Origin of the sequence: Caballeronia sp. EK, from assembly GCF_014384845.1 — a bacterium.
Lineage (GTDB): Bacteria > Pseudomonadota > Gammaproteobacteria > Burkholderiales > Burkholderiaceae > Caballeronia > Caballeronia jiangsuensis.
This window is the reverse complement of record NZ_JACSUE010000015.1, coordinates 39,365-62,032: the sequence shown is the minus strand read 5'-3', so window position 1 is coordinate 62,032 and position 22,668 is coordinate 39,365. Positions and strand designations below refer to the sequence as shown.

The 22,668-nt window shown below is 58.8% G+C and carries 32 protein-coding genes; 8 read left to right on the top strand and 24 right to left on the bottom strand.

Annotated features, from left to right (window positions below):
• Nucleotides 1–510 precede the first annotated feature (510 nt).
• Entirely contained in the window at nucleotides 511–750 is a 240-nt protein-coding gene (locus IAG25_RS32795; protein ID WP_187608577.1) for a hypothetical protein, read from the top strand.
• Between the two features lie 84 nt (nucleotides 751–834).
• Here the strand turns inward: IAG25_RS32795 and IAG25_RS32790 are convergent, their stop codons facing one another.
• From IAG25_RS32790 to IAG25_RS32725, 14 genes are all read right to left on the bottom strand, one after another.
• Complete coding sequence (locus tag IAG25_RS32790; RefSeq protein WP_187608576.1) at nucleotides 835–1,212, bottom strand: hypothetical protein; 378 nt, start codon at nucleotides 1,210–1,212, stop codon at nucleotides 835–837.
• A 149-nt stretch (nucleotides 1,213–1,361) separates the two neighbouring features.
• Nucleotides 1,362–2,579, bottom strand: a complete 1,218-nt coding sequence (locus IAG25_RS32785) for a hypothetical protein (protein ID WP_187608575.1) — start codon at nucleotides 2,577–2,579, stop codon at nucleotides 1,362–1,364.
• Nucleotides 2,580–2,593: 14 nt separating this feature from the next.
• Nucleotides 2,594–2,851, bottom strand: coding sequence for a hypothetical protein (locus IAG25_RS32780; protein ID WP_222946754.1), 258 nt, complete (start codon nucleotides 2,849–2,851; stop codon nucleotides 2,594–2,596).
• Between the two features lie 2 nt (nucleotides 2,852–2,853).
• The gene (locus IAG25_RS41235; protein ID WP_222946753.1) at nucleotides 2,854–3,006 is read right to left on the bottom strand and encodes a hypothetical protein; all 153 of its coding nucleotides are present in this window, start codon (nucleotides 3,004–3,006) and stop codon (nucleotides 2,854–2,856) included.
• 131 nt (nucleotides 3,007–3,137) lie between these two features.
• Nucleotides 3,138–3,602 (bottom strand): hypothetical protein, encoded by a 465-nt coding sequence (locus IAG25_RS32770; RefSeq protein ID WP_187608573.1) that lies wholly within the window; start codon nucleotides 3,600–3,602, stop codon nucleotides 3,138–3,140.
• Between the two features lie 3 nt (nucleotides 3,603–3,605).
• Nucleotides 3,606–4,817: a conjugal transfer protein TraW gene (gene traW, locus IAG25_RS32765; RefSeq protein WP_187608572.1), complete on the bottom strand. Its 1,212-nt coding sequence runs from the start codon at nucleotides 4,815–4,817 to the stop codon at nucleotides 3,606–3,608.
• Nucleotides 4,814–5,392, bottom strand: a complete 579-nt coding sequence (locus IAG25_RS32760) for a hypothetical protein (RefSeq protein ID WP_187608571.1) — start codon at nucleotides 5,390–5,392, stop codon at nucleotides 4,814–4,816. The genes traW and IAG25_RS32760 overlap by 4 nt, the downstream gene beginning before the upstream one ends.
• A 4-nt stretch (nucleotides 5,393–5,396) precedes the next feature.
• Entirely contained in the window at nucleotides 5,397–5,807 is a 411-nt protein-coding gene (locus tag IAG25_RS32755; RefSeq protein WP_187608570.1) for a hypothetical protein, read from the bottom strand.
• Between the two features lie 38 nt (nucleotides 5,808–5,845).
• A complete protein-coding gene (locus IAG25_RS32750) occupies nucleotides 5,846–6,235 on the bottom strand; it encodes a hypothetical protein (RefSeq protein WP_187608569.1) in 390 nt (129 codons plus the stop codon).
• Nucleotides 6,232–6,426 (bottom strand): hypothetical protein, encoded by a 195-nt coding sequence (locus IAG25_RS32745; protein WP_187608568.1) that lies wholly within the window; start codon nucleotides 6,424–6,426, stop codon nucleotides 6,232–6,234. The genes IAG25_RS32750 and IAG25_RS32745 overlap by 4 nt, the downstream gene beginning before the upstream one ends.
• An 8-nt stretch (nucleotides 6,427–6,434) precedes the next feature.
• Entirely contained in the window at nucleotides 6,435–9,611 is a 3,177-nt protein-coding gene (locus IAG25_RS32740; protein ID WP_187608567.1) for an LPD1 domain-containing protein, read from the bottom strand.
• 5 nt (nucleotides 9,612–9,616) lie between these two features.
• Nucleotides 9,617–9,841: a hypothetical protein gene (locus tag IAG25_RS32735; protein WP_187608566.1), complete on the bottom strand. Its 225-nt coding sequence runs from the start codon at nucleotides 9,839–9,841 to the stop codon at nucleotides 9,617–9,619.
• An 8-nt stretch (nucleotides 9,842–9,849) separates the two neighbouring features.
• Nucleotides 9,850–10,296, bottom strand: coding sequence for a hypothetical protein (locus tag IAG25_RS32730; RefSeq protein WP_187608565.1), 447 nt, complete (start codon nucleotides 10,294–10,296; stop codon nucleotides 9,850–9,852).
• On the bottom strand, nucleotides 10,284–10,919 hold the full coding sequence (locus IAG25_RS32725) for a DNA topoisomerase (RefSeq protein WP_187608674.1): 636 nt from the start codon (nucleotides 10,917–10,919) through the stop codon (nucleotides 10,284–10,286). The genes IAG25_RS32730 and IAG25_RS32725 overlap by 13 nt, the downstream gene beginning before the upstream one ends.
• A 456-nt stretch (nucleotides 10,920–11,375) precedes the next feature.
• On the opposite strand from IAG25_RS32725, the gene IAG25_RS32720 reads away from it, so the two are divergent.
• The 3 genes from IAG25_RS32720 (at nucleotide 11,376) to IAG25_RS32710 (ending at nucleotide 12,336) form a co-directional block, all read left to right on the top strand.
• Nucleotides 11,376–11,636, top strand: a complete 261-nt coding sequence (locus tag IAG25_RS32720) for a hypothetical protein (protein ID WP_187608564.1) — start codon at nucleotides 11,376–11,378, stop codon at nucleotides 11,634–11,636.
• Nucleotides 11,637–11,720: 84 nt separating this feature from the next.
• Complete coding sequence (locus tag IAG25_RS32715; protein ID WP_187608563.1) at nucleotides 11,721–11,987, top strand: hypothetical protein; 267 nt, start codon at nucleotides 11,721–11,723, stop codon at nucleotides 11,985–11,987.
• A gap of 16 nt (nucleotides 11,988–12,003) precedes the next feature.
• Nucleotides 12,004–12,336 carry a hypothetical protein gene (locus IAG25_RS32710; RefSeq protein ID WP_187608562.1) on the top strand — a complete coding sequence of 111 codons (333 nt, stop codon included), beginning with the start codon at nucleotides 12,004–12,006 and terminating at the stop codon, nucleotides 12,334–12,336.
• 282 nt (nucleotides 12,337–12,618) lie between these two features.
• On the opposite strand, the gene IAG25_RS32705 is transcribed toward IAG25_RS32710, so the two are convergent.
• The 8 genes from IAG25_RS32705 to IAG25_RS32670 all read right to left on the bottom strand — a co-directional run bounded on the left by IAG25_RS32705 (nucleotide 12,619) and on the right by IAG25_RS32670 (nucleotide 18,460).
• Complete coding sequence (locus IAG25_RS32705) at nucleotides 12,619–13,035, bottom strand: hypothetical protein (protein WP_187608561.1); 417 nt, start codon at nucleotides 13,033–13,035, stop codon at nucleotides 12,619–12,621.
• On the bottom strand, nucleotides 13,032–13,382 hold the full coding sequence (locus tag IAG25_RS32700) for a hypothetical protein (RefSeq protein WP_187608560.1): 351 nt from the start codon (nucleotides 13,380–13,382) through the stop codon (nucleotides 13,032–13,034). The genes IAG25_RS32705 and IAG25_RS32700 overlap by 4 nt, the downstream gene beginning before the upstream one ends.
• 131 nt (nucleotides 13,383–13,513) lie before the next feature.
• Nucleotides 13,514–14,869, bottom strand: coding sequence for a hypothetical protein (locus tag IAG25_RS32695; protein ID WP_187608559.1), 1,356 nt, complete (start codon nucleotides 14,867–14,869; stop codon nucleotides 13,514–13,516).
• A 41-nt stretch (nucleotides 14,870–14,910) separates the two neighbouring features.
• On the bottom strand, nucleotides 14,911–15,312 hold the full coding sequence (locus IAG25_RS32690; RefSeq protein ID WP_187608558.1) for a hypothetical protein: 402 nt from the start codon (nucleotides 15,310–15,312) through the stop codon (nucleotides 14,911–14,913).
• 9 nt (nucleotides 15,313–15,321) lie between these two features.
• Entirely contained in the window at nucleotides 15,322–16,695 is a 1,374-nt protein-coding gene (locus IAG25_RS32685) for a helicase HerA domain-containing protein (protein WP_187608557.1), read from the bottom strand.
• Nucleotides 16,696–16,699: 4 nt separating this feature from the next.
• Complete coding sequence (locus IAG25_RS32680; RefSeq protein WP_187608556.1) at nucleotides 16,700–16,981, bottom strand: hypothetical protein; 282 nt, start codon at nucleotides 16,979–16,981, stop codon at nucleotides 16,700–16,702.
• Entirely contained in the window at nucleotides 16,978–17,727 is a 750-nt protein-coding gene (locus tag IAG25_RS32675) for a bactofilin family protein (RefSeq protein WP_187608555.1), read from the bottom strand. Before IAG25_RS32675 ends, IAG25_RS32680 begins: the two co-directional genes overlap by 4 nt.
• Nucleotides 17,728–17,734: 7 nt before the next feature.
• The gene (locus IAG25_RS32670; protein ID WP_187608554.1) at nucleotides 17,735–18,460 is read right to left on the bottom strand and encodes a hypothetical protein; all 726 of its coding nucleotides are present in this window, start codon (nucleotides 18,458–18,460) and stop codon (nucleotides 17,735–17,737) included.
• 256 nt (nucleotides 18,461–18,716) lie between these two features.
• Here IAG25_RS32670 and IAG25_RS32665 point away from each other — a divergent pair, with 256 nt between their 5' ends.
• The 4 genes from IAG25_RS32665 to IAG25_RS32650 all read left to right on the top strand — a co-directional run bounded on the left by IAG25_RS32665 (nucleotide 18,717) and on the right by IAG25_RS32650 (nucleotide 20,046).
• Complete coding sequence (locus IAG25_RS32665) at nucleotides 18,717–18,995, top strand: hypothetical protein (protein WP_187608678.1); 279 nt, start codon at nucleotides 18,717–18,719, stop codon at nucleotides 18,993–18,995.
• Between the two features lie 168 nt (nucleotides 18,996–19,163).
• Nucleotides 19,164–19,379, top strand: a complete 216-nt coding sequence (locus tag IAG25_RS32660; protein ID WP_187608553.1) for a hypothetical protein — start codon at nucleotides 19,164–19,166, stop codon at nucleotides 19,377–19,379.
• 21 nt (nucleotides 19,380–19,400) lie between these two features.
• Nucleotides 19,401–19,661, top strand: coding sequence for a hypothetical protein (locus IAG25_RS32655; RefSeq protein ID WP_187608552.1), 261 nt, complete (start codon nucleotides 19,401–19,403; stop codon nucleotides 19,659–19,661).
• A 214-nt stretch (nucleotides 19,662–19,875) separates the two neighbouring features.
• A complete protein-coding gene (locus IAG25_RS32650) occupies nucleotides 19,876–20,046 on the top strand; it encodes a hypothetical protein (RefSeq protein ID WP_187608551.1) in 171 nt (56 codons plus the stop codon).
• A gap of 59 nt (nucleotides 20,047–20,105) precedes the next feature.
• Here the strand turns inward: IAG25_RS32650 and IAG25_RS32645 are convergent, their stop codons facing one another.
• Nucleotides 20,106–21,572, bottom strand: coding sequence for an ApeA N-terminal domain 1-containing protein (locus tag IAG25_RS32645; protein WP_187608550.1), 1,467 nt, complete (start codon nucleotides 21,570–21,572; stop codon nucleotides 20,106–20,108).
• Between the two features lie 118 nt (nucleotides 21,573–21,690).
• Entirely contained in the window at nucleotides 21,691–22,617 is a 927-nt protein-coding gene (locus IAG25_RS32640) for a DUF72 domain-containing protein (protein WP_187608549.1), read from the bottom strand.
• Between the last annotated feature and the right edge of the window lie 51 nt (nucleotides 22,618–22,668).

Sequence of the window (22,668 nt, the reverse complement as noted above, 5' to 3'; positions counted from 1 at the left end):
GTACCAACGATACGGAATTTTGGCAATTTGTTGCGTGCCAGTCAAATTCTTGTCGTGGTGCACTGCCCCTACTCGGCGGCGCAGCTCGCAAATGTGCGCGCTGCGATCGCCTTCGGCTTCTCGCGGGCGTTGGCGGGCAAGTACGCGATGTCAGACCCCTTGCGCCACAGAAGGAATGCATGCTTCTCAAGCTTCCCGGCCCATAATTGCTCGGCCAGATAGTCGTTGTATTGGCTCTTGGAGAATCCTTTGAGACGATAGTCTCCCGCATTTTCGACGCCTGCCGCATGACGTAGCAGTCGGGATCGTGGCCCGCAAACGCGGGCACGGAGTTGCTCGCAAGCGCCAAGAACGACGCTGCGATGGTCATTACTTTTTTCATTGCCTTCGGCCTGCCGAGTAACGGCCAGAATTCGGTCCGTGAGTTAACGGCAGAAAAGCGCGGCAACTGAAGAGGCTGGCACTCGATATGCTTGATCGCGAGCAAACGCTCGCCGTGGAGGACATACCGTGGACGCCAATCAGTTCATCAAACAGGCCGGGAAAGACGCCAAGATCATCGACGCGCTCCATTACGCACGCTATGCGCTTGTCGTTCATGACGGGATGACCGTCACGTGCGAAGGCGAGGAATGGCAGTTGAACTTCAGGCAGGAGATAGGGAAGCTCACCGCCGCTATGGAGGCGTTAGGGATCGATACAGCGCTCCTTCACGCGCCTGTGCCGCCCGGCGGCCCATCACCGGACTGACAGACGAACGGATCGCGGACGTTCTATGTCGCGATCTTAGGTGTTGGAGACACATGCCGTCGCGCTCGCCCAAGCGACCAGATGTTACATGCGCGGCTTCGGGCGACGGGCAGGCGTTTCGGCGACGAACCATCCTTGCGGGTCCCGCCACTCAAAAACCGTCTCCCCGCAAACCTGGATAGCATCGCCCGTTTCAGCAAGTGCGTCGCGCATCGTAGCGCAGGGCCTAGCTTCTCCATCCGCAACGACCGCAATGTCTACTCGCCCTGCCGACTCAATGTTGCCTCGTCCGAACGGACTGGTCATCTCCGCGAGGCGGTAGGTGAATTCATCAATGCCAAGGCCGTCAGCCGCAATCACATACCGCTCAACGAGAGCGCTGTATTCTCTATAGAACGCGTTTCGCAGCGCCACTTCGCCGAGCGCGGCGAGTTCTTCATCAACTTCGTTGTTCAGCGCCATTGCAATCTTCCGTTGTACTGTTGAAAAAAAACCGACTCAGATGAGTCGGTTGAAAAGTTCTGGCCAATTCCGAGGGCCGTGCCAGAACCTGAGAGAGCTTTGGTTGCCGCAATGTGCGAGACGAATGCGGGCAGTCTACGGGAACTCGGTCAAATCCGCATACGCTTAGGCGGGACCACATCAGGCTCGTCCTCGGGCGTTTCCCAACACCACGAGCCCGCGCCGATCGCATAGGTATCCACCGTTTTGTCCCCGACTCTGATCGACACCTTGCCGTAGACGTCGTCTTCATCGGCCCCTTCGTCGCGAGCGATGAACGCATCGCGCTCTTCGTCATAGCGGATGCCCGGCATCATTTCCATCAGCCGCATGGCCGTGTCTTTCTCGAAGTACGGCATAGCCCAACCGTTCCACAGCAAGCCGTTGCTGTATGCAGGCAAGCGCGCATCGTCGTCCAGCCACTCGGCAACGATCGTCGCAGGTTCGTACGACGGCGTGTCCGTCGGCGCGTATCGCTGTTCGAAGTCCGTGCGAGACAATTTCCGCAGAAAGCCTCCACCCTGGTTGGCGAACTCAACCGTTTCCAGCCCCATGGTTTGGACCTCGACGAGATGACCTCGATCGTCTTTGAAAAGCTTCCGCCGTTGCGGGTCTCCTGCGCTCATCGCTTTCACAGCCTCCCATTCCGTCGCAATTGCTGCATGCACTTCCACCGGCAGCGCCCGAATGAACCGAACGCTCACCACATCATGATCCGCGATAAAGCTCGTCATCGCGCTCTCGACCTCGGGCCAACCCGGCTCTCGATTACCGATCCAGAAAGCAAATGCGGAGCCGTTTCGGTTCCCTACGCCCTCGCTCACCGGCAACAGGTCGCCAGCAAGGTACGTCGGCGTTTGTGCGCTCCAGTCGCCACTGTCGGCTTCGAGTACCGTCAGCGGTCCCGTACGACCGGCGATTCGAAGCGGCGCCTTCACGCGCGAACTGCCGTATGCGTGCACTTCACGCACAACTGCGGCCATCCGCTCCCGTAAGTCATCGACCCTCGACACAAACCCTCCATCAATTGACCGTACCCCATCCGTTGCTACGTTTTCCGCATCCGACGGCAGAAAGCCCTCACCGAGCGCTTGCCGAACTGCGTCGAGCATGCTGCTTGTTTCTGCGTGTCCTACCGGCCCCATGTTGTCGAACCGCGTCAGCCGGAAGCGGCCCGCTTTCGATACATCCGGCCCGACGAGCGCGGTCTGACCGTCCCCTCGATAGAACGACAACGAATCGCCGTCGGCGATGCCCCCGAGCAAAGCATCGGCGAGGGCTTCGCGTTGACGCCTTTTCTCCCGCACTTCGGCGATGAGTTGTTCCATGCTCGATGCCGACATCAAGCCCTCCCTTGCGCCCGCACCGCCGCTGCGGACGGAAGTCCGCGCAGCGCGTCGTCGAAATGACGCTTTCGCATCGGATCATGAATGATCCTGCTGACGTGCTCGGGTCGGCATCCCCACCATTGCGCGAGCGCGCGGTTTGTCCAGCCTTTGGCCGCGATGGTGGCTTTCGCCTCGTTCACAGTCAGTAGCCGATTTCGATCGATGCAGCCGACGAGGCTGGAGGCATCGGGCTCAACATTCGCTATTGCCATGTCTAGCCTTCAGCGGCCCGAAAGAGACTCGCCGACGCGACTACCAGCGCCTCGATGCCGCGACGAAGCACGGTGAGATCATCGAGCACTTTTCGGAGTTGTGTCTTCTGGACGTCGTTGTCGCAATCAGACACGATGCCTTCGATGATGCTCATTTCGTCTCTGAAGAAGGCATCAGAGCGCGGCAAGAACCTTTCGATTAGCTCCCGACCTACTTCCTGCCGAATCTGCGTCGCTGTCGTCGCTAATTGGTTGTGACCCATCGCAACCCATCCTGAGTTTTCCATTACATCCGCATCTTCGGAGCGTGTTGGTACGTCGTTTGCCAAAACTGTTCGAGGCGATCGATCTTGTCGCTTGCTGTGGTGCAGAACTGTTTAAGCGCGTCAGGGCCGTCCTGTTCCAGCCGCGCCACGTCTTCGCGCAGGGCCGCCAGCCCGTTCGCGTACTCCTCGCGCATACGAGTCATGATCCCGTGCAGCACATCGATCGTGCTGCCGTCGATCACCCCGCTAGTGCGCGCGGACTCCAGCGACTCGGAAAAAGCGCGGTACGAGGCAACGAACGCCTTCGTCAGCGCCTTCTGCGATTGCTCGTGCGATCGAGTCCCGCTGAGCGCTCGATCCGTCTCGTCACGGAACGCCATCGCGGCCGGCATGATGCTGGACACACCGCTTTCTAGCCGGTCGGCTCGGAACATTGCCAGTCGCTCGGCGGGCGACGGAATCGCATATTCGGCAGCAACCATCATCGGTTACCTCGCGTTGGTAGCGCGTACGCGCTGAAGTTGGGATTCGATTGCAGGGCGGTCATTAGAGCGCGTGAGCGACGCAAGGATCTGTCCGAGGACCACCGAATTGAACTTGTTGGTCTTCAGGTTCTCGTATTGAAGCTCTGCGATGAACGCCGTCGTCATAAGCTGCTCGCGCTGGAGCTTCGTCGGGTCGGAAACCGCCGATTGCTCGATCACCCAATACGGATTGCGCCAACGACGACCGGCTTCGAAATCCAGCAGTTCCGCGAGACTCATCTGACCGGTGCTTTTCGCCACGTTCGACGCGGTCGCATTGAAGTACTGCGCCGCCGCATCGGACTGCTTGATCTGCTCGATCAGGCTCGCACTGTTCGCAAAAGGCATGTGCGAAGCGGTTTCGTCGTTCTGCGCTTTCTCGGCAGCGGACATGTTTGCCTGATATGCCTTCTGCATCGCGATATAGAGCTTGCCGGACTCAGTGGCTGCTTCCGCTCGCGAAATGTTCTCGGGCGGCTGCGGGTCCAGCGACAGCCTCGTGTACGCGCGCGCGGCTTCTTCCTGATCCTTGGTGAACGTCAGATCCGGCGTCTTCCCGGCTTGGCCGGCACCCGTGAAAATCGACTCCGCCTGTGCATCCGCATCCGGCATTGACGATGACCCGCAACCCGGATAACCAAGCCGCACTTCGAGCGCGGAACAGTATTTCTGCTGGTGAATTGCTGTGCTCGCACGGCGCGAGGCTTCCGCGGACGGTGCGGCATCGCTGAGCGCGTGGCCTAGCACGCTGCTCGACACGGACGCCGTGCCGCTGCCACCACCGCGCCGGTAGCTCGACGACGTGGCGCCTGCTCCACGAATCGCCTGATTCGCGTAGTTGCTGCCCGAGGTCGAACAAGGGTCGATCGGCAGTTCCGTCTCGCGCGCGATCCTGTCCTGCTCCTGCTGGCGCTGAATCTCGATCCCCATCTCCCGCTGCGTGTTCGCAGCTTGAATCATAGATGACGCGGTCTTTGCGCCGACGCCGCCGATATTGCCGTTGATCGTAGTAAGCAGCGTGCTGAGGGACGCAAACCCGGCCCCTAGTGCACTGGTAATGGATGTTGCTGCGGTCCCTACAGCGCCGACAACGCATCCGTCGCACACCGCGTACGCACTGCTCGACGAAAAGAGCGCAGCCGCCGCCAGCGCAGTGAGAGTAGCCTGCTTTTTCATTGGAACAGTCTCGTGATGCTGTTGAGGGCACCGCTGATGGCAGAGTTCGCCGCGTTGGTCGTGTTCGACAACAACCCGTCCTTCGCCTGCGTCGTAGCGGAGTTCGCAGCCGCATCGGCGCCGGACGAAAGGCTGTTTGAGGCGTAGTTCCCGGCGATGCCGGTGACCGTGTTACTGATCGCGCCATTACCGATGATCCCGCTCACAGCCGACTGCGCGGAGTTACGCGCCTGGCTGATCGCGGACTGCGCAGTCGAACGTGCCTTACTGGCTAGCTGCGAGCACGTCGATTGCACAATCTTGTTCATGGCGGTCGCGATTAGAGTAGAGCCACCGATCTCAGTCGGAACGGCCGGCATTGCGGCCAGGCACTGATTCTGCAAATCGTTGAGCAGACCAAGCTGCTGATAGCTGTTCGCGATGTTGTTCAGACGGCGTTGCTGTTCTGCTGACTGCGCAGCTTGCATCTGCGTCTGCATATCGCAAGAACCGGCGAATGCACTGTTCGCGAGCGCAGCGGCCACCGTCAACACCAGCGCGCGGCAATGAAAGCCTAAGAGAGATTTGCGGGTCATCGCGTCAAAGATCCGTAGGCTGCCAAGCTGCGTGTTCCCGCTTGTCGGCCGGTGTCCAGAAGTATTCGAATATCGGGTAAAGCTCGATGGTCTCACCGGGAGTCGGTTTGAAAAGCAACTCAGCGGCACGGACCAGCAGCGGCAGGACAACCTTGTCAGACTCTTCCGGCAGCGTGACCGTCTTTCCCAACAGGCCAGCCTGATAGGGTGCGATCGTCGCGGCGATCGGTTCGTTGAACGCGATCACACTGCGGCGGCTCGCGACTTCTACGATCAGCGGCAAGAAGCCGTTGCAGTGGAAGACGTCCGACGCCGTGCAAGACTCGCCGCTGAGCGCAAACGAACATTCAAGCGAGTGCTCGAAGTAGCGAGCAAGCGCCTGGTGATGCTGCACGGGAATCCGAAAACCGTCCATGTCAAAAAAACCTCGTATCGTACTAATTATACGTATTTTCAAGGACGAAGCGAAGCACGCCGTTCGTCCACATCATCCGTTGCACCGCGAGGATGCGCCGGACGATCCTTAAGCGTGGCCCGGATCTGCATGAGCACCACCTCCGGCCGTGCGAGCAACGCCTCACGCAGATGTGTTGTCGAAACGTTATAGGCATCGCAGCAGAGTGAGAACGGAACGACAGGATTCTTCGTGCGCTCATTGACCCAGTCCAGCGCCCCTGCGTACTCCGCCCGCCGACGGGATGCCGTCGTCGTGCGATCGAGCGCATCGGGCAACGGTCTTGCCAAGTCACTCGCGGTCAGTTCAATCATTTCGAGGGCGAGATCCCGGAAAAACTGCGCGCCCGCGTGCCGCCTCTCTTCGTACGTAAAATCGACGTCGCTCATACCGCCGCTCCGTCGCGCATCTTGCGCAAGATCGCCTCGCGCATCTCTTCGGCATCGCCACGGGTGCCCGGAGCATACGGCATCGCATCCTCGATCGATTTGCGCTCGATATAGTGCGCGTTGAAGAATCGCCACTCCGCGCCCGTGAGCGCGCCTCTGACCCGCTCTATGAACTGAATCAACTGTGACACGTCGTCTCCTATGCTGCCCGAGGCCGAGCAAAGTTGTTCGCGGCAAGTTCCGGCTCCCAATCCAGCGCGAGTTCCCTCCGCACGAATGCGACAAAGCTGTCGAATGCAGCGTTGATCGCCTGTCGGTCGGCTCCCGTTGGATACGGCGATCGCGAAGCCCCGACGAATCGCTCTTCCTCCGTACCGTGCACGAGGTAGTCATCGCGCTGGCCGTTCTGCTCGCAGCGGTCCTGCACGTACGATTCGAAGGCGCGCGCCGCAAGCTCGCGAACAGAGGACCAGTAGACCTTTGACTTGCCGTCGTCGAGCTTGTCCGCATCCGTGAAATACTTCGTCCGCGCGATCTTCGTCATCAATTCCGACGCGAGCAGCGTATCGCGGTCTTTCGCCAGCGCAAAAGCATCAGGCGCATCACGAAGCACATCGCCGATCGCGCGAAGCGCGTCCCGCAGAGAAGAGGTATCGCTGCGGTTGAGCGCCCTTTCCGGCTGCATCGCAGCCAGCCGCTCGACGAGCGGGTGTTGGATCCCGAGGCCCGTCCTCGGTGCATTGCCCTGTTCGATTTCCTGCCATGCAGTTTCGGCGTATCGCTGCGCCAGTTCGTTCCTGATCTTGGCTTCCTTGCTCGGCATAAGGACGAAAAGCGCGCTCCGGATTCCACCGACCAAGTTGTAAAACGTCTTGTTCAGCGCATTGCCCGCGATAATCCGTGCTTCGTCTTCCGTCAGTGTGCGAAGCGACATCGAATTCACCATATCGACGAGTGGCGCCAATCGCTCTTTCATATCGGTCGGGACATAACTGCTTTGCGCGATCCCCGCCGATGAGGCCGATTTGGTTGCACGCTTTTCCGACAAGAAAAGCTCGGTGGCGAAATAGCTGCTGCCGACGCGACCACCATACGACGCTTCTTTAACTACTTGCCGCACGTGGTTTGCCAGATGATCGTCGAGCGCGTGAAAGAACTCGTGCGCAAGCGATCCAGCACCGTTTAGGCGCGTGAGGTTGATAACCTTGCGCGCCGGTTCATAGTGTGCGGCAAACTTCCCGACACCTCGCGACCCAAACGCTACGGCGAGTGACCCGTCGAGACTAAGAAACTTCTTTTCGACACCAAGAACGCGCGCGAGCGTGGAAAGCGAGTCGAACGCACGATTGAGCACGTCCTGCCGCTCGATATCCGGCAACCAGTTTCCGAACTCGCACGCCCGAAAGCCAAATGCCTCAAGAAAATCGTCTGGCTTCACGTTGCGGCCGTCGCGGTCATCCGGCAAGCCCGATCGCACCAGGTGATCGAGATGTGGCCGCGACAGGTACTGGCTTTCGTCGTCGGACTCTCGCGCCTTCATCGTGTTCGCGCGGCGCTGATTCGCCTTGTCCTGCTTCGCTTCGATCAAGTCGTAGAGAGCATCCGAACTCAGAGAGCGGCCCGGCACGTATTCATCGCCGATCTGATGGTAGTGGGAGTCATACAGCGACTTCGCACCGCGAAAGCCGCGCGACGGATTGTACAGATACGAGTCCATGAAGCGCCAAGACTTGCTGTCCTTGAACACTGACTGGTAGGTAGCGCCGAGGCCCATGGACCTTCGCCAGTTGCTCGTCCCGCGTTCGCCTTGGATGTTCTCGTACAGCAAACCAGCATCGACGATCGCTCGGAAGTAAGAAGCTTCGCGATCCTCGAGCCCGTCGGGCTCGGTGAGCGTCCCGGCAATGTCCCGGAGCTTAGTGACGAATTCAATATAGGCGGGCGCATCCGCTGCATCTGTAATCCTGGCCGGAAGGTCACGGCGCATGGCGTTCACAAAAAGCGCGACGCGCGCATCGACGCCAGCCTCGCGGAACTCGCTGAGCGGCCGACGCGGCCAGATATTGTCCTTGCCGACGAGTTCGAGCTTCTCACGCTCGTTCATGCCGTCGAGGTCGGCGACCGCGAGCGACTTCACGTAAAAGTCCTTGCGCGCTCCGCCGATCTTCTCACCCGCGTCCTCGATACGCTGACGCTGACGCTCTTCGCTCTTGACCGCGCGGCGCGGGCGAGCGGCGATATCCAGCTTCGTCGCTTCGACGTCAGGCGCAGACTCGTTCGAGGAAACTTCCGTCGATTCAGCGGACGGTGCCGCAATATTCTTCGATGCCGCGTTCGTCTCGACAAGAATCGCAGCCGCCGCTTCTTCGAGCACCGCAAGCTTGCGGCGGTCGTATAGGATGTGGGCTTGCTTCAGACTCAGCGATTGATGAACACCGTTGATCGCGCTGAACTGGTATGCGATGTCAATGTCGTAGTCCGACAGTGCGTAGACATTTCTTTCGCGAATATCGTTATAGCGATCGACCGACGTCTGCAATGTGGCGCGAGTCGCCTCTTGGAGCGCCGCTATCTTTTCGAGTGCAGCGGCAGGCTTGCGCGGCAGCGCAAAGTCTTTCAGATACCAACCGCGCGCCTTGTCATCCACTGGTTCATTAAACGGCTTTTCGGCGTACTCACGCGGGAATTGCGCTGTAATCGCCGCGACTTCGGCAGGATCGACAGCGGAACGCGTTTCCTCCGCCCTCTCGTGCATCGTTTTCTGAGGCTTCTGCTCTTCTTCGTCCGGTGCTTGGCCACGGGGTGCCTTGGTCGTGCGACGCGGCTCCGGTTCAGGCGTCGTGGTTGGAGCCGGCTTAAGAAGCGCGAGCAATGTCTCGGCTTCACCGTCGTCCAGACGTTCGTCCTGCTCGATCTGCTCGATCATGCCGGCAGGAATCTGCCCATCCGACTTTTCGATGTGCTGGCGGTAGTTCTCGAATTGAGCGCTGCGCTGTTCGACGGCGGGCGGACTTGCGCTCGAATCGGGAGCCATTGAAACGTTCGCGCCTTTCACCAGGAAGGCGTCAAGCGTCGCGTTGTCGTCGATGAGATCCAGATCTTCGTAGCCGATCAGGAAGTCACCCGTGTCCATCTCGACAATATCGCGCTTCGGGTCGAAGCCCGGAAACCACGCGAAAAGTTCCGACGTCTTGAATGACGGGCGATCGCCAATCCACAGACCACCCTCGCGCTTCTCAAACCCATGCGTGGACAGGTCGCTGCGCGAATAGCCGCGCACGACGAGTCGATTGCGGCCGTCTGGCGGGCATTGCCCCGCTATTAGCATTTCCGCGCCATCGTAACGCGCAAGGCTCACCCACCGACGCAACGGCATTGCGCTTATCCTCGGAACGCTTGACGGACTCGATTCGATGCTTTGTCAGCCTCGATCGCTTGCAGGAACGGCTCGACTTCTGCCGACGCCTCGTGGTACCAGCGTTGCGCGTTCAGGAGGTTCTCGCGGCTCGGTTGCACGCCGATCGCCATGTACCCGGTCAAGCGGGCAAGATGGTCTCCGGTCTTTCGCAGATTGCGCACCAGTTCAATGTTTTCGTCCAAAGCCATGTTGTGCCTCAAGTTTGCTGCTCTTCAATTAAATGTTCTGCGGTGCTCGGGTCAACGATGAACACCTCTTCATCGAACTCTTCCCGGTCGTCGGTCAGCTTCAACTCATCGGCTTGGCGGAAACACACACGGAGTGTTCGCAGCGTCGCCGCCAGGTCGATGCGTTCACCGGTTGCGGTACGCGTCAATGATTCGTCGTCGAGCAAAAAATTCGGATACAACCGCCCGTGAATACCGTGGTGGGTGAGGAACCGAATCCCTGTCGGGTCCAGAGAAATCGACGCAATCTCGTTTCCGTGTAGATGCGCCTCGAAGTCGATCCGTCCCACGGCTTCCGATGCGCGATGCAGCAACGTTCTTGCTTGGGTCGGCAGGACGAACTCCGCGATTAGCGCCATGAGCCTCGTTCTCAGCACCCCTTCCAATGCGCCATCTTTCATCGTCAGTCGATCCATTTCGAGTTCTTGCACTTCGGGTAGGCGTTACACCCCAACACCTTTTTCCCCGACGCAAGCCGCTTGCCTTGCATCGTTCCCTTCCCGCACTTGTCGCACTTCTCGCCGTGTCCCGGCAGAGTCGCGTCTAGCTCCGGCCTCGGCTTGCCCTCAACTGTCTTGACGCCGAGCTTTTCGACGTCGAAGTTCAATCCTTCCATCTTCTCCACCAGCTTCGTCGCCATGTTCCGGATCATCGCGTCGAACTGCTTTCGGGTCATTTGCCCCTGCTCGATCAAACCCAACGCCATTTCCCATTTCGCCGTGGTCACCGGATCGGACAACTCACGGGGCAGACGAAGGATCAGCTCGATCCCCAAGTCAGTCGGCACTAACTCCCTGCCCTTGGTGACGATGTACTTTCGTGCCTTGAGCGTCTCGATGATCGCGTCGCGGGTGCGCTCGGTGCCGATGCCTTTGGTGTCTCGCAGGATCTTCCGGTCATCCTCGCTGGTCACAAATCGATGAATGTTCGTCATCGCGGAGATGAGCGTGCCGTCTGTAAATCGCTTGGGCGGCGTTGTCTGCGCTTCTCGCAGCTTGGCAACACCGCCCCTTAGCTTCTGTCCAACTTGGTATGTCATGAGCACTCGCTCGTTTCAGGCCGTGACGCCCGCCTGGCAGCGCCGGCAAGGGTCATCGGCAATACCTGCAAACGAATCCGGCAGATTAGTTGACTGCCAGGCAACTAATTCCGTATAGTAGTAAGGATACGTACCGCAGTCATCCCGATTATATCGATTCCGCTATCGCTGTCCAGTAAGGACGGACTATTAGAGCCCTCGAAATGTACGTTACCAAACGTTTTTTGTTGACTTCCCCGGCCCGGCTTCTTCACTGGGCGTTCCGTGACACAGGCGGTTGGGCGTCAGAACGTTAGTTGCGTTGGAACACCTGCGCACGCCTTCTCTGGCACCGTGATCGAGGCCTCCTGCAAAAGCTCACTTCATATCCTGAATAAGCTCACCTTTCGCCCGGGCCTAACTTGCACGGTAACTTAAACTGACCTACCATCCGGGCAAACAACCCCCCGCCCGATCATGCAATTTCCTAAAGGCGACGTCCGTCGGCTGCTCACCGTCGCTCATGCGATTGCCACCATGGAGCGCCCCACACTCTCATCTCTGTCCGCAAAGATCGGCCACCACAAACAGTCGATATCCGACGATGTGACGAAGCTCCGAACGCAGCTTGGTGTCGTGATCGAAAAAGAAGGCGCCGTGTATCGGCTCGTCTCGTGGGGTCCGGTCATCAAAGGCACGGCTGTCGAGAAATTCCTAAAAGCCACCAGCCCCGAGTAACGCACGAAGACACCCGGCGCATCGAAAGTGCTTGCTAGGTCAGTTTAACTGACCTAATATAACAGCACATTCACGGTGAGTCGCATGGTCAAAACTATCTCGGAACAGGTCTTCGACGACGGCGGTTATGCCGGAAGCTTCAAGAGCCAAGACTGGATTTTCGGCATCAACTACATTGCCGGCGAGATCCGCGTCCATCGCGTCAGCGGTGGTCCGAAGTGCTTCGGCAATCGCGCACTCTCCATCCGCAAAGCCGCTCAAATCCGAGCCGTCGAACACGCCGCTGAGCGCATTGCGTCGTTGCCGCGTGACTGGCACGACTCCCATCGCGCGCTGTACAAAACCGCATGAGTAGACCGGAACCAAAATGTCTAAATCCGAAAACCTGATTCAACGACTGTCAAACGACTATTCCGAAGCATCACAGTCAGAACGCGACCTCTTCGCGGTCAAACTGAGCGACGGTGGATGGAGCATCGCCGACGGCATTGGCTCCGACATGACGCGTGACGACGAGAAGGAGCTTGCTGGCTGGCATCTTCCGGTCCGTTTCGACAACGAAGAGGCAGCTTTGCTTGCGATCGAGTGTGGCCCCCACGCGATGTTTGACATCAAGCTGTCGGGGGTGTGGGCGCAACACTGCATTACTCACGGTGCGGTCGAATGCGGCGCGTATGGCGCACCGTGGGCGAACGAATGACGCGAGAACCGATTATCGAAAACGGCAGAGTTGTAGGCCATACGGTCACGACTGAAGCCGTCTACATCACCGTCCGTGACAACCGCGGTTATGAGTCAATTATCATGATCCACCCACGCGAGACGGTCATTGAACCGCTCGCACGGCAGAGCAGGATCTTCGACGAGGCGACCTAGCACTATCTCAGAACCGGGCATCACCTGGCGCGTTCCCGCTACTCGATCATGAGCGGCGCGAACAGGGAACGCGCCACCCTATCCATCATGCGCCAACGACACGTCGTTAAACGGCCAACGCCCTGTCAGCCTTTGGCCTCTTGAAGTGCACGATCGCCACCTCAAGCGACGCGAAGAATGCCAAACACAAAGAGACAGCCAGCGCAAAAAGTGAATCTCGGAAGACTGACCGCGCCTTTTTAGCCCGCTCCGTTAAGGCATCTACCTGCTCGCGGCGCTGGCGTAGTTCTTTCGTCAAAACTGGTTCACCGTCGCGGCCTTTCGCGCCTTGCGATTGCGCTCCCTTCTCGGCGGGATCGATCGGCAACGCGGCCGTCAAACTGGCTGCGAGTATCGCGTCTGAACTTCCGCTCAAAGACGACAACGCTGTCGCTGCGCTGATCGTCGTGCCGATGATACTTGCCAGCAGAACCGTCGCGACGACATTGCCTCTTACCGCTTCCTTCTTGCCTTTGACCATCATTGCATCCTTCCTGGTTGAAACCGAATCACTTCCCCTGCGGCCGCGAGACTCTTCACGGTGACTGACGCTCCCTGCACTTCCGCCTCTGTCGCTAGTTCTAATTGCTGGTCATGAATCTCCAGCGCAGTGCAGATGGCGTTGTACGCGCGGTCTGACAGGAACCAGCGCCCTGCCTGCCGGCTTGGGCCTTCTGCGGCCACTAGCTCGCTCTGCGCGGCCTTGATGAACGCCATTTCGTCAAGCCCGAATCCACGATCACAGAGCACCATGGCAACATTTAAAGCCTCGGCAAGCCGTCCCATGGCCGCATCAGTGCCGCGACCATCGCGCACCTCGCGGAGCGCCATGTGATGGCATATCGCGAGCTTATGGATACGGGCCGGGGACAAGGCCGACTTAGCCGCGAATGCTCGTACGAACGGGCTGGCATCTCGCCTTGCGTGATGGATCTTTGCTCCGCGTTTTCGCATCACCAACCTCAAAAACGCATACGCGGTTGAGAAGGCGCGTCTGCCGCTTCCTTCCGTTCCTCTGCCGCCGCGCGCACGATCTCGCCCCACGCGCCGGGAAACCGCTCAGGGAAGCTCTGAAGCGCATCGAGGCCATACCAACCCTCATCAAACTCGCCAGACTCCACAGCCTCGCGCGACACGCCCGCGCCGCTCACAACTCGACCCGTCACATCGAAGACCTCAAACCCACCTTCGTCATAGGAAAAGTCTTTCGAGCCTTTGTTGAATTCGACCAACACCAGACCGCCAACTCGCGCGTGGGCATTGGCGCCTTCGGACAGCACTTCCATCGGCACGTTAGGCGCGTCCTCGTGACCGGCCCAATACTCGCCGTCGTCGCGTACTCGGATCCACAGATTGAAGAGCCTCGCGCATCGAGTGCTCTCAACGGGCGCATTGGTGTTCCACCAACGGCACAACTCCAACGCCGCAGGATGCGTCTCGCAGTGACCCATGACGCCGGCACCTTTCGCGGCGAACTCGCTTCCCCGTCCGAACGGTGTCTCGCGCGCGAGGGTAATGGCCTTCACAAAAACTTGCGCGGGCGTTACCAGGCATGCATTGCGCTCGTGCAAGTCGGCATTCGTTGCGATGTTGGTCTGCTGAGCCACCTCGTGAAGTTGCTCATCCTCGAATTGAGTGATCGACCAGAGTTCGGATACCGTCTGTGACGGCAACGTGATTCGCTCGATGAATTCGACGCCCGCCCCGTCTCGGCCGTCTTCCGCGTCACCCTCGATCCACGAGCGGGCATCGGACACGCGCGCCCGGCGATAATCCGACAGCCACGACAAGCTATGGGGCGTGTACGGCTTTGAATCGACTGGCACCACGGCACCACGTCTGTCCGTCGGCCAGCAAGAGGTGTCAAGCGTGTACGTCCTGCCCGTGCCAGGCGAAAGCACGACCTCCAAGCGGTGGCGGGCGACGTAGGCGCTTTCAGGTTCGATCGTGCCCGGCGCAAAACTCCATTCGAACTGAAGGTCAAAATCCGACACGCCCTCCGGAATCGGCAGGATCCAGCCGACCCGAATATCCGCCGATCCCGCGACCATGAAACGGCGGTTCGGGTACGGCTGGCGGATCTTGATACCACCCTCCGGGCACACCTCGACCCCGCGCGACTCCAAGGCCAAGGACCGCACCCTTAACGTCACGTCGTCGGGACCGATAAAATCGATCGCATCCTCGGGACAGAGATACTGCGGCAGGATGTGCACAATCCTTCGATCGACGTCGCCCTTCGGCAATGGACGGCCATCCGCCGACCGCAGCTCGATTCGTCCGTCTGCGCTCTTGAATAGAGCGAACTTCATTGCCATAAAAACACCCTTCTAGCGTTGTACCTTGACGATACGTCCATCTAAGCGACCGCCTGCCGCTTGCGTCGTATGCGAGCGAGTTGCATCGCAACGGCAGCAGCGATCCCACCGACGGCATACGGAACGAGCGGACGAACGTGGTTCTGCCACCATGCGTCGTCATCGCTGCGCTTTTCCTCGACGTGCAATGCCGGCGCATGGTACGCGCTCATGCTAGCGATCTTTTCCCGTAGCTGCCGCGCCTCGCGAATGCTCATCGACGGATCAGAGGCCACCGCGCTCTCGTACGCATACGTTGCGTTTGCGTTCGCCGCAGCCAGTCTGCCGATTCGGGCGATTTCCGACTTGCTCGCTGGCAGTCTGTCTCGTAACGCCATCACTCCACTGACCGCGATAAGCGCGAGCAACAAGATTTCTGCCGCTCCCAACCTGTTTGCTTTCATGCTCTTCGCCTACTTCAGTTGGACGTTGACGAACTTCGCGTTTAGCGATCCCTTCTTGTCCATGTACGCGGCAATGGTCTGCTGCGGCGTGATGAACTTCAGGACCTTGTCTTCGATATTCAACTTCTTGCACGATGCCGACCAGTAGTAGCTATCGATGCCAAGCAGGATCTTCGTGCTAACCGTCGTGATGACCCCTTCCGGGAAGTCTGATGGTGTTTGCGCGGCGCACCAGAGCGCTAGTCCGAACTTCCTCAGTTCCTTCGCGATCTTGTTGTAGATGCTGTCCGGGTTGTCGTCAAACACGACTGGAGCCTCGTCGAGGCCGATGATCTCCCTGATCTCGCCTTGCAGCCCGCCGAGCTTGCGCTGTCGCGCGATGTGCTGCGCTCGCACTTTCGCAAAGATGAACTTATCCTGCTCGTCCAGGTTGGTCAGGTCATACGACCAGACCTTGGCATCCGGATCGAACGGCGGGGGATTGGCGTTGAAGATCCCCGTCGCCTTCAGGTTTTTCAATCGATCGATGACACCCTTGAGCACTTCCTTCGAGTCGTACTTGATGAGATCTTCGAACTCACGGCCCGTCTCGATCGACGAAACATAGTTGGTCACCTTGTCGAGAAATTTGGCTTTTGCCGCGTCAAGCACCTTCTGCGCTTGTTCCTTGTCATCGACGTCGAACTTCTTGCTCTTCGAGGTCGCAGCGTTGTTCATCGTCGATGCGGCTCGATTCATCTCTTCGAGCGCCGCCACCGCGCGCGTGCCTTGCTCGTTGACGTTCAAACCACCGTACATAGCCTTAAGCTTGCGTTCGCCCAACCCGATAGCGTCGTCGAGCGTCGGGTAGTAGCGCTGCATATCAGCCCACCGCCGCTCCGCCCACAATGCCGTGCGCATTGCTTCCGTCATTTCCTCTCGGACCCAAGTCTCGGGATGCTCCTCATGGATGCCATACACCGCGTAGACGTCAGTCAGCAGATTGCGCATGCAGGCTTGTTGCCTGTCCATCAGCTTGCGCGACTCTTGGCCGATTGTCTGGATCAAAAAGTTGATCTGGCGATCGACTCCACCAGACTTCGGATTGGGATCGAGCACGAGCGGGTTGTAGCCGTACCGCGTCGCTCGCGAAAACTCGACGCGGCTTTCCCCAGGTACGACGAGGTCGCCGTGGACGTCGAGATTGTGATAACGCTCGAAGCCCGGCGAGGCGGTCTTGATAGCTTCACTGATGAAGCGCAAAAGCTGATACGACTTGCCGGTGCCGGACTTACCGCAAAGGATCAGATGCGGATTGATGAGGTCTTCCGAGTTCCAGTAGACCGGGACGTCCTTGTTTTCCTTCTTTCGAAAGTAGTCGTTGTAGCCGAGGAATATTTTCATGTAGTCAGCGCGCCGGTCGGGAACCTCGCGCCCTTCTGATGCCGCGAACCGCAGCCATGGAAAGAGAAGCCACACCAAGCCCTGAAATCCAGAGCACGCCCGCAAGCTGCGTCTTAGCGCGCTTTATCAACTCATCATCGGGCGAGCTTTGAAAAAACGACTCGATGTGCTCGCAGATGAACATCGTGTGGGGAACCGGCATCGCGGCGAGCGCGCTGCATGCGATCGCCCAAACGACAAACCCGGCTACGAGGCCGGGTCTTAAGTTCAACCGTTTGCCGGTCACGCAGCGCGCTCCACGGGCGCAGGCACAGCGCGCAACGCCTGAATGTCCGCGTGAGTCGCATGCTGAAGCTCGGGATGAGCCTCGCCGTTGGCAGAGCCAACAACGTTGGGAACGACGTACGTCAGTTGACCATTGACTTGCGCCCCCTCTTCCATCGCGATCGACGAATAGTGCACGTTTCCATTGATCGTGCCGGTTCCGCGTACGATCAAGCGGTCTACGAAAACGTCGCCATCAACCTGCCCACCTACGACCGCGACGCTCGCTCGTAGCGTGCCGAGAATGCGGCCGGTGTCGGTCATCACCATTTGCGCGTCCCCTTCGAGCGTCACATTGCCCGTGACCATGCACTTAAGCAGGAAGCTTTCGGCCATCACCATGTCACCGGTGAAGGTCGCGCCGTGCGGCAGCACGGTATGGATATCTGTTTCGCTCGCGCGCGACACGGCCGCGCCAGTTCCCGACACGGCGCGCGCGCCATTCGAGGTGGTCGGTTGCATTTCGGTCACAGGATGCGTGCCGTGCGCTGCGGCGATATCGGCGCGCTCGGCGTGCGCGGGCGCGGTGACAACCGACCGTTGCGGCGGCGCTATCGACGCCGATACGCGGCGAACCGTTGCGGCCGGCGCTGCTGCCTGACGTGGCGGAGGCGGTGTGTCGTTGACCGACTGCATGCGCACTGCTGGCGCGCGCTTTACCAAGCCCAAGTTGAGAGCCACGCGGGTAATAAGGCTTTGCTGTGCCATGTTGGACTCAGTTTGATACGTTGATGATGCGGTGATTGGTGACGATGGCGTGGCTTTTCGGGTCCACTGCAACCACCGTCTCACCGGTACGCAGTGCCTGGCCGACGGTGACTTGTTGCCCGCCAGCGAGCGAAACCGCGCCCTTCGTCAAAGCTGTGATGCCGATCGAACGCGCGCTCACCGTCTCGACGGGCAATGCGCCAATATCGACGGTGGCGGCTTCTTTCACTGCCGCAGCGGTCGCGTGTACCGCCTTCAGTGCAGTCGCTGCTTCCTCGCGAGCCGCGTGTGAGGACGATTTGCGCGCCTGAAGCGCGCCGAGCTTGTCGTCCAAGTCTTGGATCGTGGATTCGAGTTCAGCGATGCGCTGACGGTTTTGCTCAGCGACTGCCCGGCCTGCGACGGCGACCTGCATGAGGCGATCGCGCTTCGCTTGGTCTGGCGACGGTTCCGCCGACGGCTGCGCCGGTTTTGTCGCTTGGGACATCTCAGCCGCAGGCACGGCCTGCGATTGCGCGGGCGCTCGCAGTGGCACCGCGCCGTGTTCCGCGTGCGTCCGGGCGGCAGTCGGCGGTTCCGACCAAGCATGCATAGCGGTCGGCCCGAACTTCCACGCCGAGAAGCCACCGCCGAGCAACACGAGAACCACGAGCAGCTTGCCGAGCGGCGTCATTGCCATGGCTTCCGTCTGCTCGTCGCCGCCAGCACCAGCAGGAGAAAGAGTATTTTCCATCTATTTAAATCCCGTTGTTCCGTATCCTACGTACGATACGCAACTGACAGCATGTTCGCAAGTTTTTGCTTGCCAGTCAAGAAAATGGCCATCTGACCGTTGCGTAAGCGGTTCGCGATGCCGGGGCGACCCCTGTCCAACGTGGTGTCTCGCCGTCTGTTGACAGTACCGGGGCGCTCGCGGAAAGTGGGGACACTGCGCTATGAAGCCACGATGTCAACCCACACACATCAGCCAAGGGAGGTCTAAGAAGACAATGCAGGATTCGACCAAGAGCGGTCCGACGCGAGCGATTCGTCCCACGGACGAAGAGGAAGCAGCCATCCAACGCGGCATTGCTGCCGATCCGGACAACCCGGAGTGGACCGACGAGCAGTTTCGTCGCGCGCGGGAACACAGCGACGGCTCAAAGCAACGGGTCATGCGCAACACCGCTGAAGAGGATGCGGCAATCCAACGCGGCATCGCGGCAGACCCGGACAACCCGACGTGGACGGCCGACGAGATCCGAGCGGCGCGACCCTTTCGGAAATAACGGACCGGTAGCAAGCCCCGATCGACACGAGACGGCGCGGCCTCGAAGCGCCCTAAAGACTAAGCCGTGTCCGCACCATCTTTTGCTACCACATGCTAGCGTCCGCTAGCATAGCGCACCACCCGGTAGCGAATACATCTTTTCGACCGCACCAAGCCGCCGACACAAATGAAAATCGAATACCGCGAGTGGACAATCGACTCGCACCCGGAGAAAAAGGGTTTCCACTGGCACACGTGGGTGGAAGTCGAACGGGGTCCATGGGAAGACGAAGACGAAGGACAGATCTTCCACTTCTTCGATATCGGATATTTCGACACCGAGGATGCCGCGCACGACCGAGGCTTCGCGTGGGCGAAGGCTTGGCTCGACAGCAATTTTTAACGACCGCTTCTAGAGGGAACCATGGGCACGAAGGGAACATTAGCGGTGACGGACCCGGCCGACGGCAAACCGGGCTGGCGTCTCTACGAAGAACTGTTCGAAAACGGTGTCGTTTATCTCGAATTCAAAGGCGTCAAGATCGAAGAACTTCGCACCTCCACCGGCGAAGGCGCCGATCTCGTCGTGCGCCTGCCGATTGAGACGGCGAAGCAGCTTGGCTTGCATACGGTTGTGCCGCCCGAACTTTGGGAAGCAGCCGCAGACCCGGAAAAGTGGGCATAGGACGCGCGCCTAATGAGCAGCCTCGGCACGATAGTCATCGGCGCGATCGCCGCCTACATCAGGTGTCACTGTCCGCAACCGGCACCCCCCGGCTACGTACGAGGGACGGCGCTGCACGTCATGCTGACCTTGCTATGGGCCAGGCGAGTGAAAGGTTCCGCACAAACAACCCATCCCTTGTAAAACTAGAATGGCATCCAATTTGGAGAAAAGCATGAACAAACGTCAAATGATCTTTGGCCTGGTAACAAGCGCCGCCATCGCCTTGCTTGGCGGGCTGACCTTGGCTTACGGTGGCCCAATCGGCGTGCAAATGGTCCTGATCGGGATCGTCGGGTTGCTCATTTTTGGCTACAAGGCACTTGGCGACGTTAAGAGCGGTTGAATCAACAACCATGTCTGAAACACAGTTCCCGCCTCCAGCGGAGAACACGGGCCGCCGACTCAGGTTTTCCGGCCATCCGGCCGTCGTCCACCGCCCCGCTTTTCCATCGAGCTAGTTAGCCCGAGTTCGTGAAAGAGCCGCCCGTATCCATAGCTGTTTGGTCCACCATAGAACCGCCTCTTCACGACAGACGGGTCCAGACCGATGCGCTGGAGCAAGAGCGCATGGTACAGATCGATAACAAGCCTCGTTAACACGTTAAGACGAGTACTGAACTCCGAATATGAGCCGTGTCGATCTCCGCCGAAGTGGGAAATGTCGTTTCTTCTGTCCGCACATTGCTTGCTGAATGCGCGGAGCGCATCACGGTCAACCTCCAACGGAAGCTCCTCGAAAAGCTCAAAAAGCCGTTCTTCCAGAGACGGTTCGCCTGCATTTTTCAGCTTGTTGGCGAGCCACTTCTTATCTTTAGGTTGTTCAATCTGCGCGAGGATACGTTCGATCTTTGCAGAAAGCCTGGTGGTATCGGGTGTCTTGTTAGCCTGAGTCTTGCGATGCAAAGACTCTAATCCCCATACCAAGTTCATGAACCTGTTTTCCGTGAAAAGCTTGGTCGCTCTACGAGTTCCTAAATACAAATACAGTCCGGGCCCCCAATCGTCAATGCCCCGTCGCAATCCATCATAGAGATTGCCGAACGATTGCTGCACCATGCCCCACGACGTCCAACATTCCATTAGTCTTACCGGCTCCACGATCTCCGACGTCCGTCCATAATAGTACGTACATACCTTACCCCGACCTCGCAAAGATGGCCACGGCACATATACGCGATGACCGGTCAACAGTATGAACAGATCCTCGATCAGTTGCATCTCTTCGCGGTGCTCTTCCAAGCTAAGCGTTTTAACGGACCTCACTTTCAGATACGTGTACTGCTTGATCTCAAGTGATCTATAGCTTCTCGGGTACGCACCTTCATGCGACGGGCTCGCACGGTGAAACACCGTAATGTGCTTGCCTTCAAGTTTGTACGTCACTTCGGGAGGAGCCTTGACGTCAAGTCTATAAGCCCCCCGCCGAGGAGTAAGGTGTATTGCGTCCTTGTAGAACCACTCCCCCAAATTTGATACGTCAACGGTCAGGCTATGGAATCGTTTCCCTCCCACGGGCCGCATTGTGTTCTTATCGAGTAGGCAATCCAGCGCTATGAAGCCTTCAACCGATAGACCCATAGAGGCCATCGTCGATCCATTCCTCCGCAGGCGACCGAGCACTACGGTCCCCTTGCCGGCGCTCAGTGTCCCGAAGATGGTCAGGCTTTGGTCCAACGGTTGGCCTTGACGGAACAAAGCTACCTGAGCTTCGACCACGGGTGTAAGTAGACCTACGAGGTCTAGGCGCGACACCCCAGATCCGTCAATGGTCAGTCGCCCAGCGACCGAGCTTGGTGGTGCGATAAGCCCTTCGGGAATTTCTTCATGCCCCCACCAGAAGAGGCCATTTGAGTCGAGAATGCTGTCCAAGTGTTTTATTGTTTTCGAGTTGAGCGCGTCGCTGGAACCACCGCGGCTTTTGTTTCATCCTGGCAGGAATTTTAGGCCAAATCTTGCGGATAAAGCACCTCGTGCCTACCGGCCGAAGCTACAACGTTTTGGGAGAACCCGGACCTATTGCGCTACCCCCGATAATCGCTATCAAGCTTTTGGCATTCCGCTGCCCCTGATCTTCCATATTGTTGTTAAAGACAACGTGCGTTAGTTCGACGGATTTATTAAGCTCTATGATCCGCCCGGCAAGCTCACCAAGCTCTTCGTCGCTGTAGTCGTAGTTAAACCTCGACGACGCGGCCGTCGCGCCTTTGATGTTCCATGTCTCGTGATTGCGCCCATGCAGGCGAATGAGAGCGAGCTTGGGGTTCGTCACCTCCCACACGGCCGGTATCGAATTAGCCGACGTGTTCGGCTCATCGACCACAACGTTGACGAATCCGCGCTCGCGTTCCATGGCTAGCGTGCTCACGCGGCCCTTCTCTGAGAACCATGACTTGTGCCGGAACTCTGCAGCGAGCGTGTAGCCCTCCATCACGTCGGCGCAGTGCCCAACGTGTGCCCGTCCTTCCGTGCTGTTGATGACCCAAGGGGCGAACTGGAAGTGAACGACACCAAGCTTGCCCGCATCCTTTAGCGGCTTGATCGCGTCGATGTATCGCCTCCAAAGCTCTTGGAGCACTTCGCCCGGCGTATCCTTGTAGTACAGGTTTTTCTTGTCGCTAGGTGGAAGCGCGGCCTGTATGTCCTTAGGCAGCTTTGTACGGTCCGTTTGATGCCCGGTGAACAGCCTGAACGCCTTTATGTTGAAAGTGAAGTGCTCGGGCGTACGCTCAACCCATAAAACGGAGTTCGACGCACTCGGCATTGCGTAGTAGCTCGAATCAACTTCCACTAGCGGGAACTGGCTGGCGTAGAAGCGCAGACGTGCTTCCGCGCTCGTGCACCCTGGCGGATAGAAGCGCTTGCTAGCAATTAGCGTCGGGTCAGTCCATGACGCAGTTCCGACTTTTATGTTCACGGGAAGATCTCTCAGTTGCATTGTGACCCAAAGACATAGTTTGCGGATGTG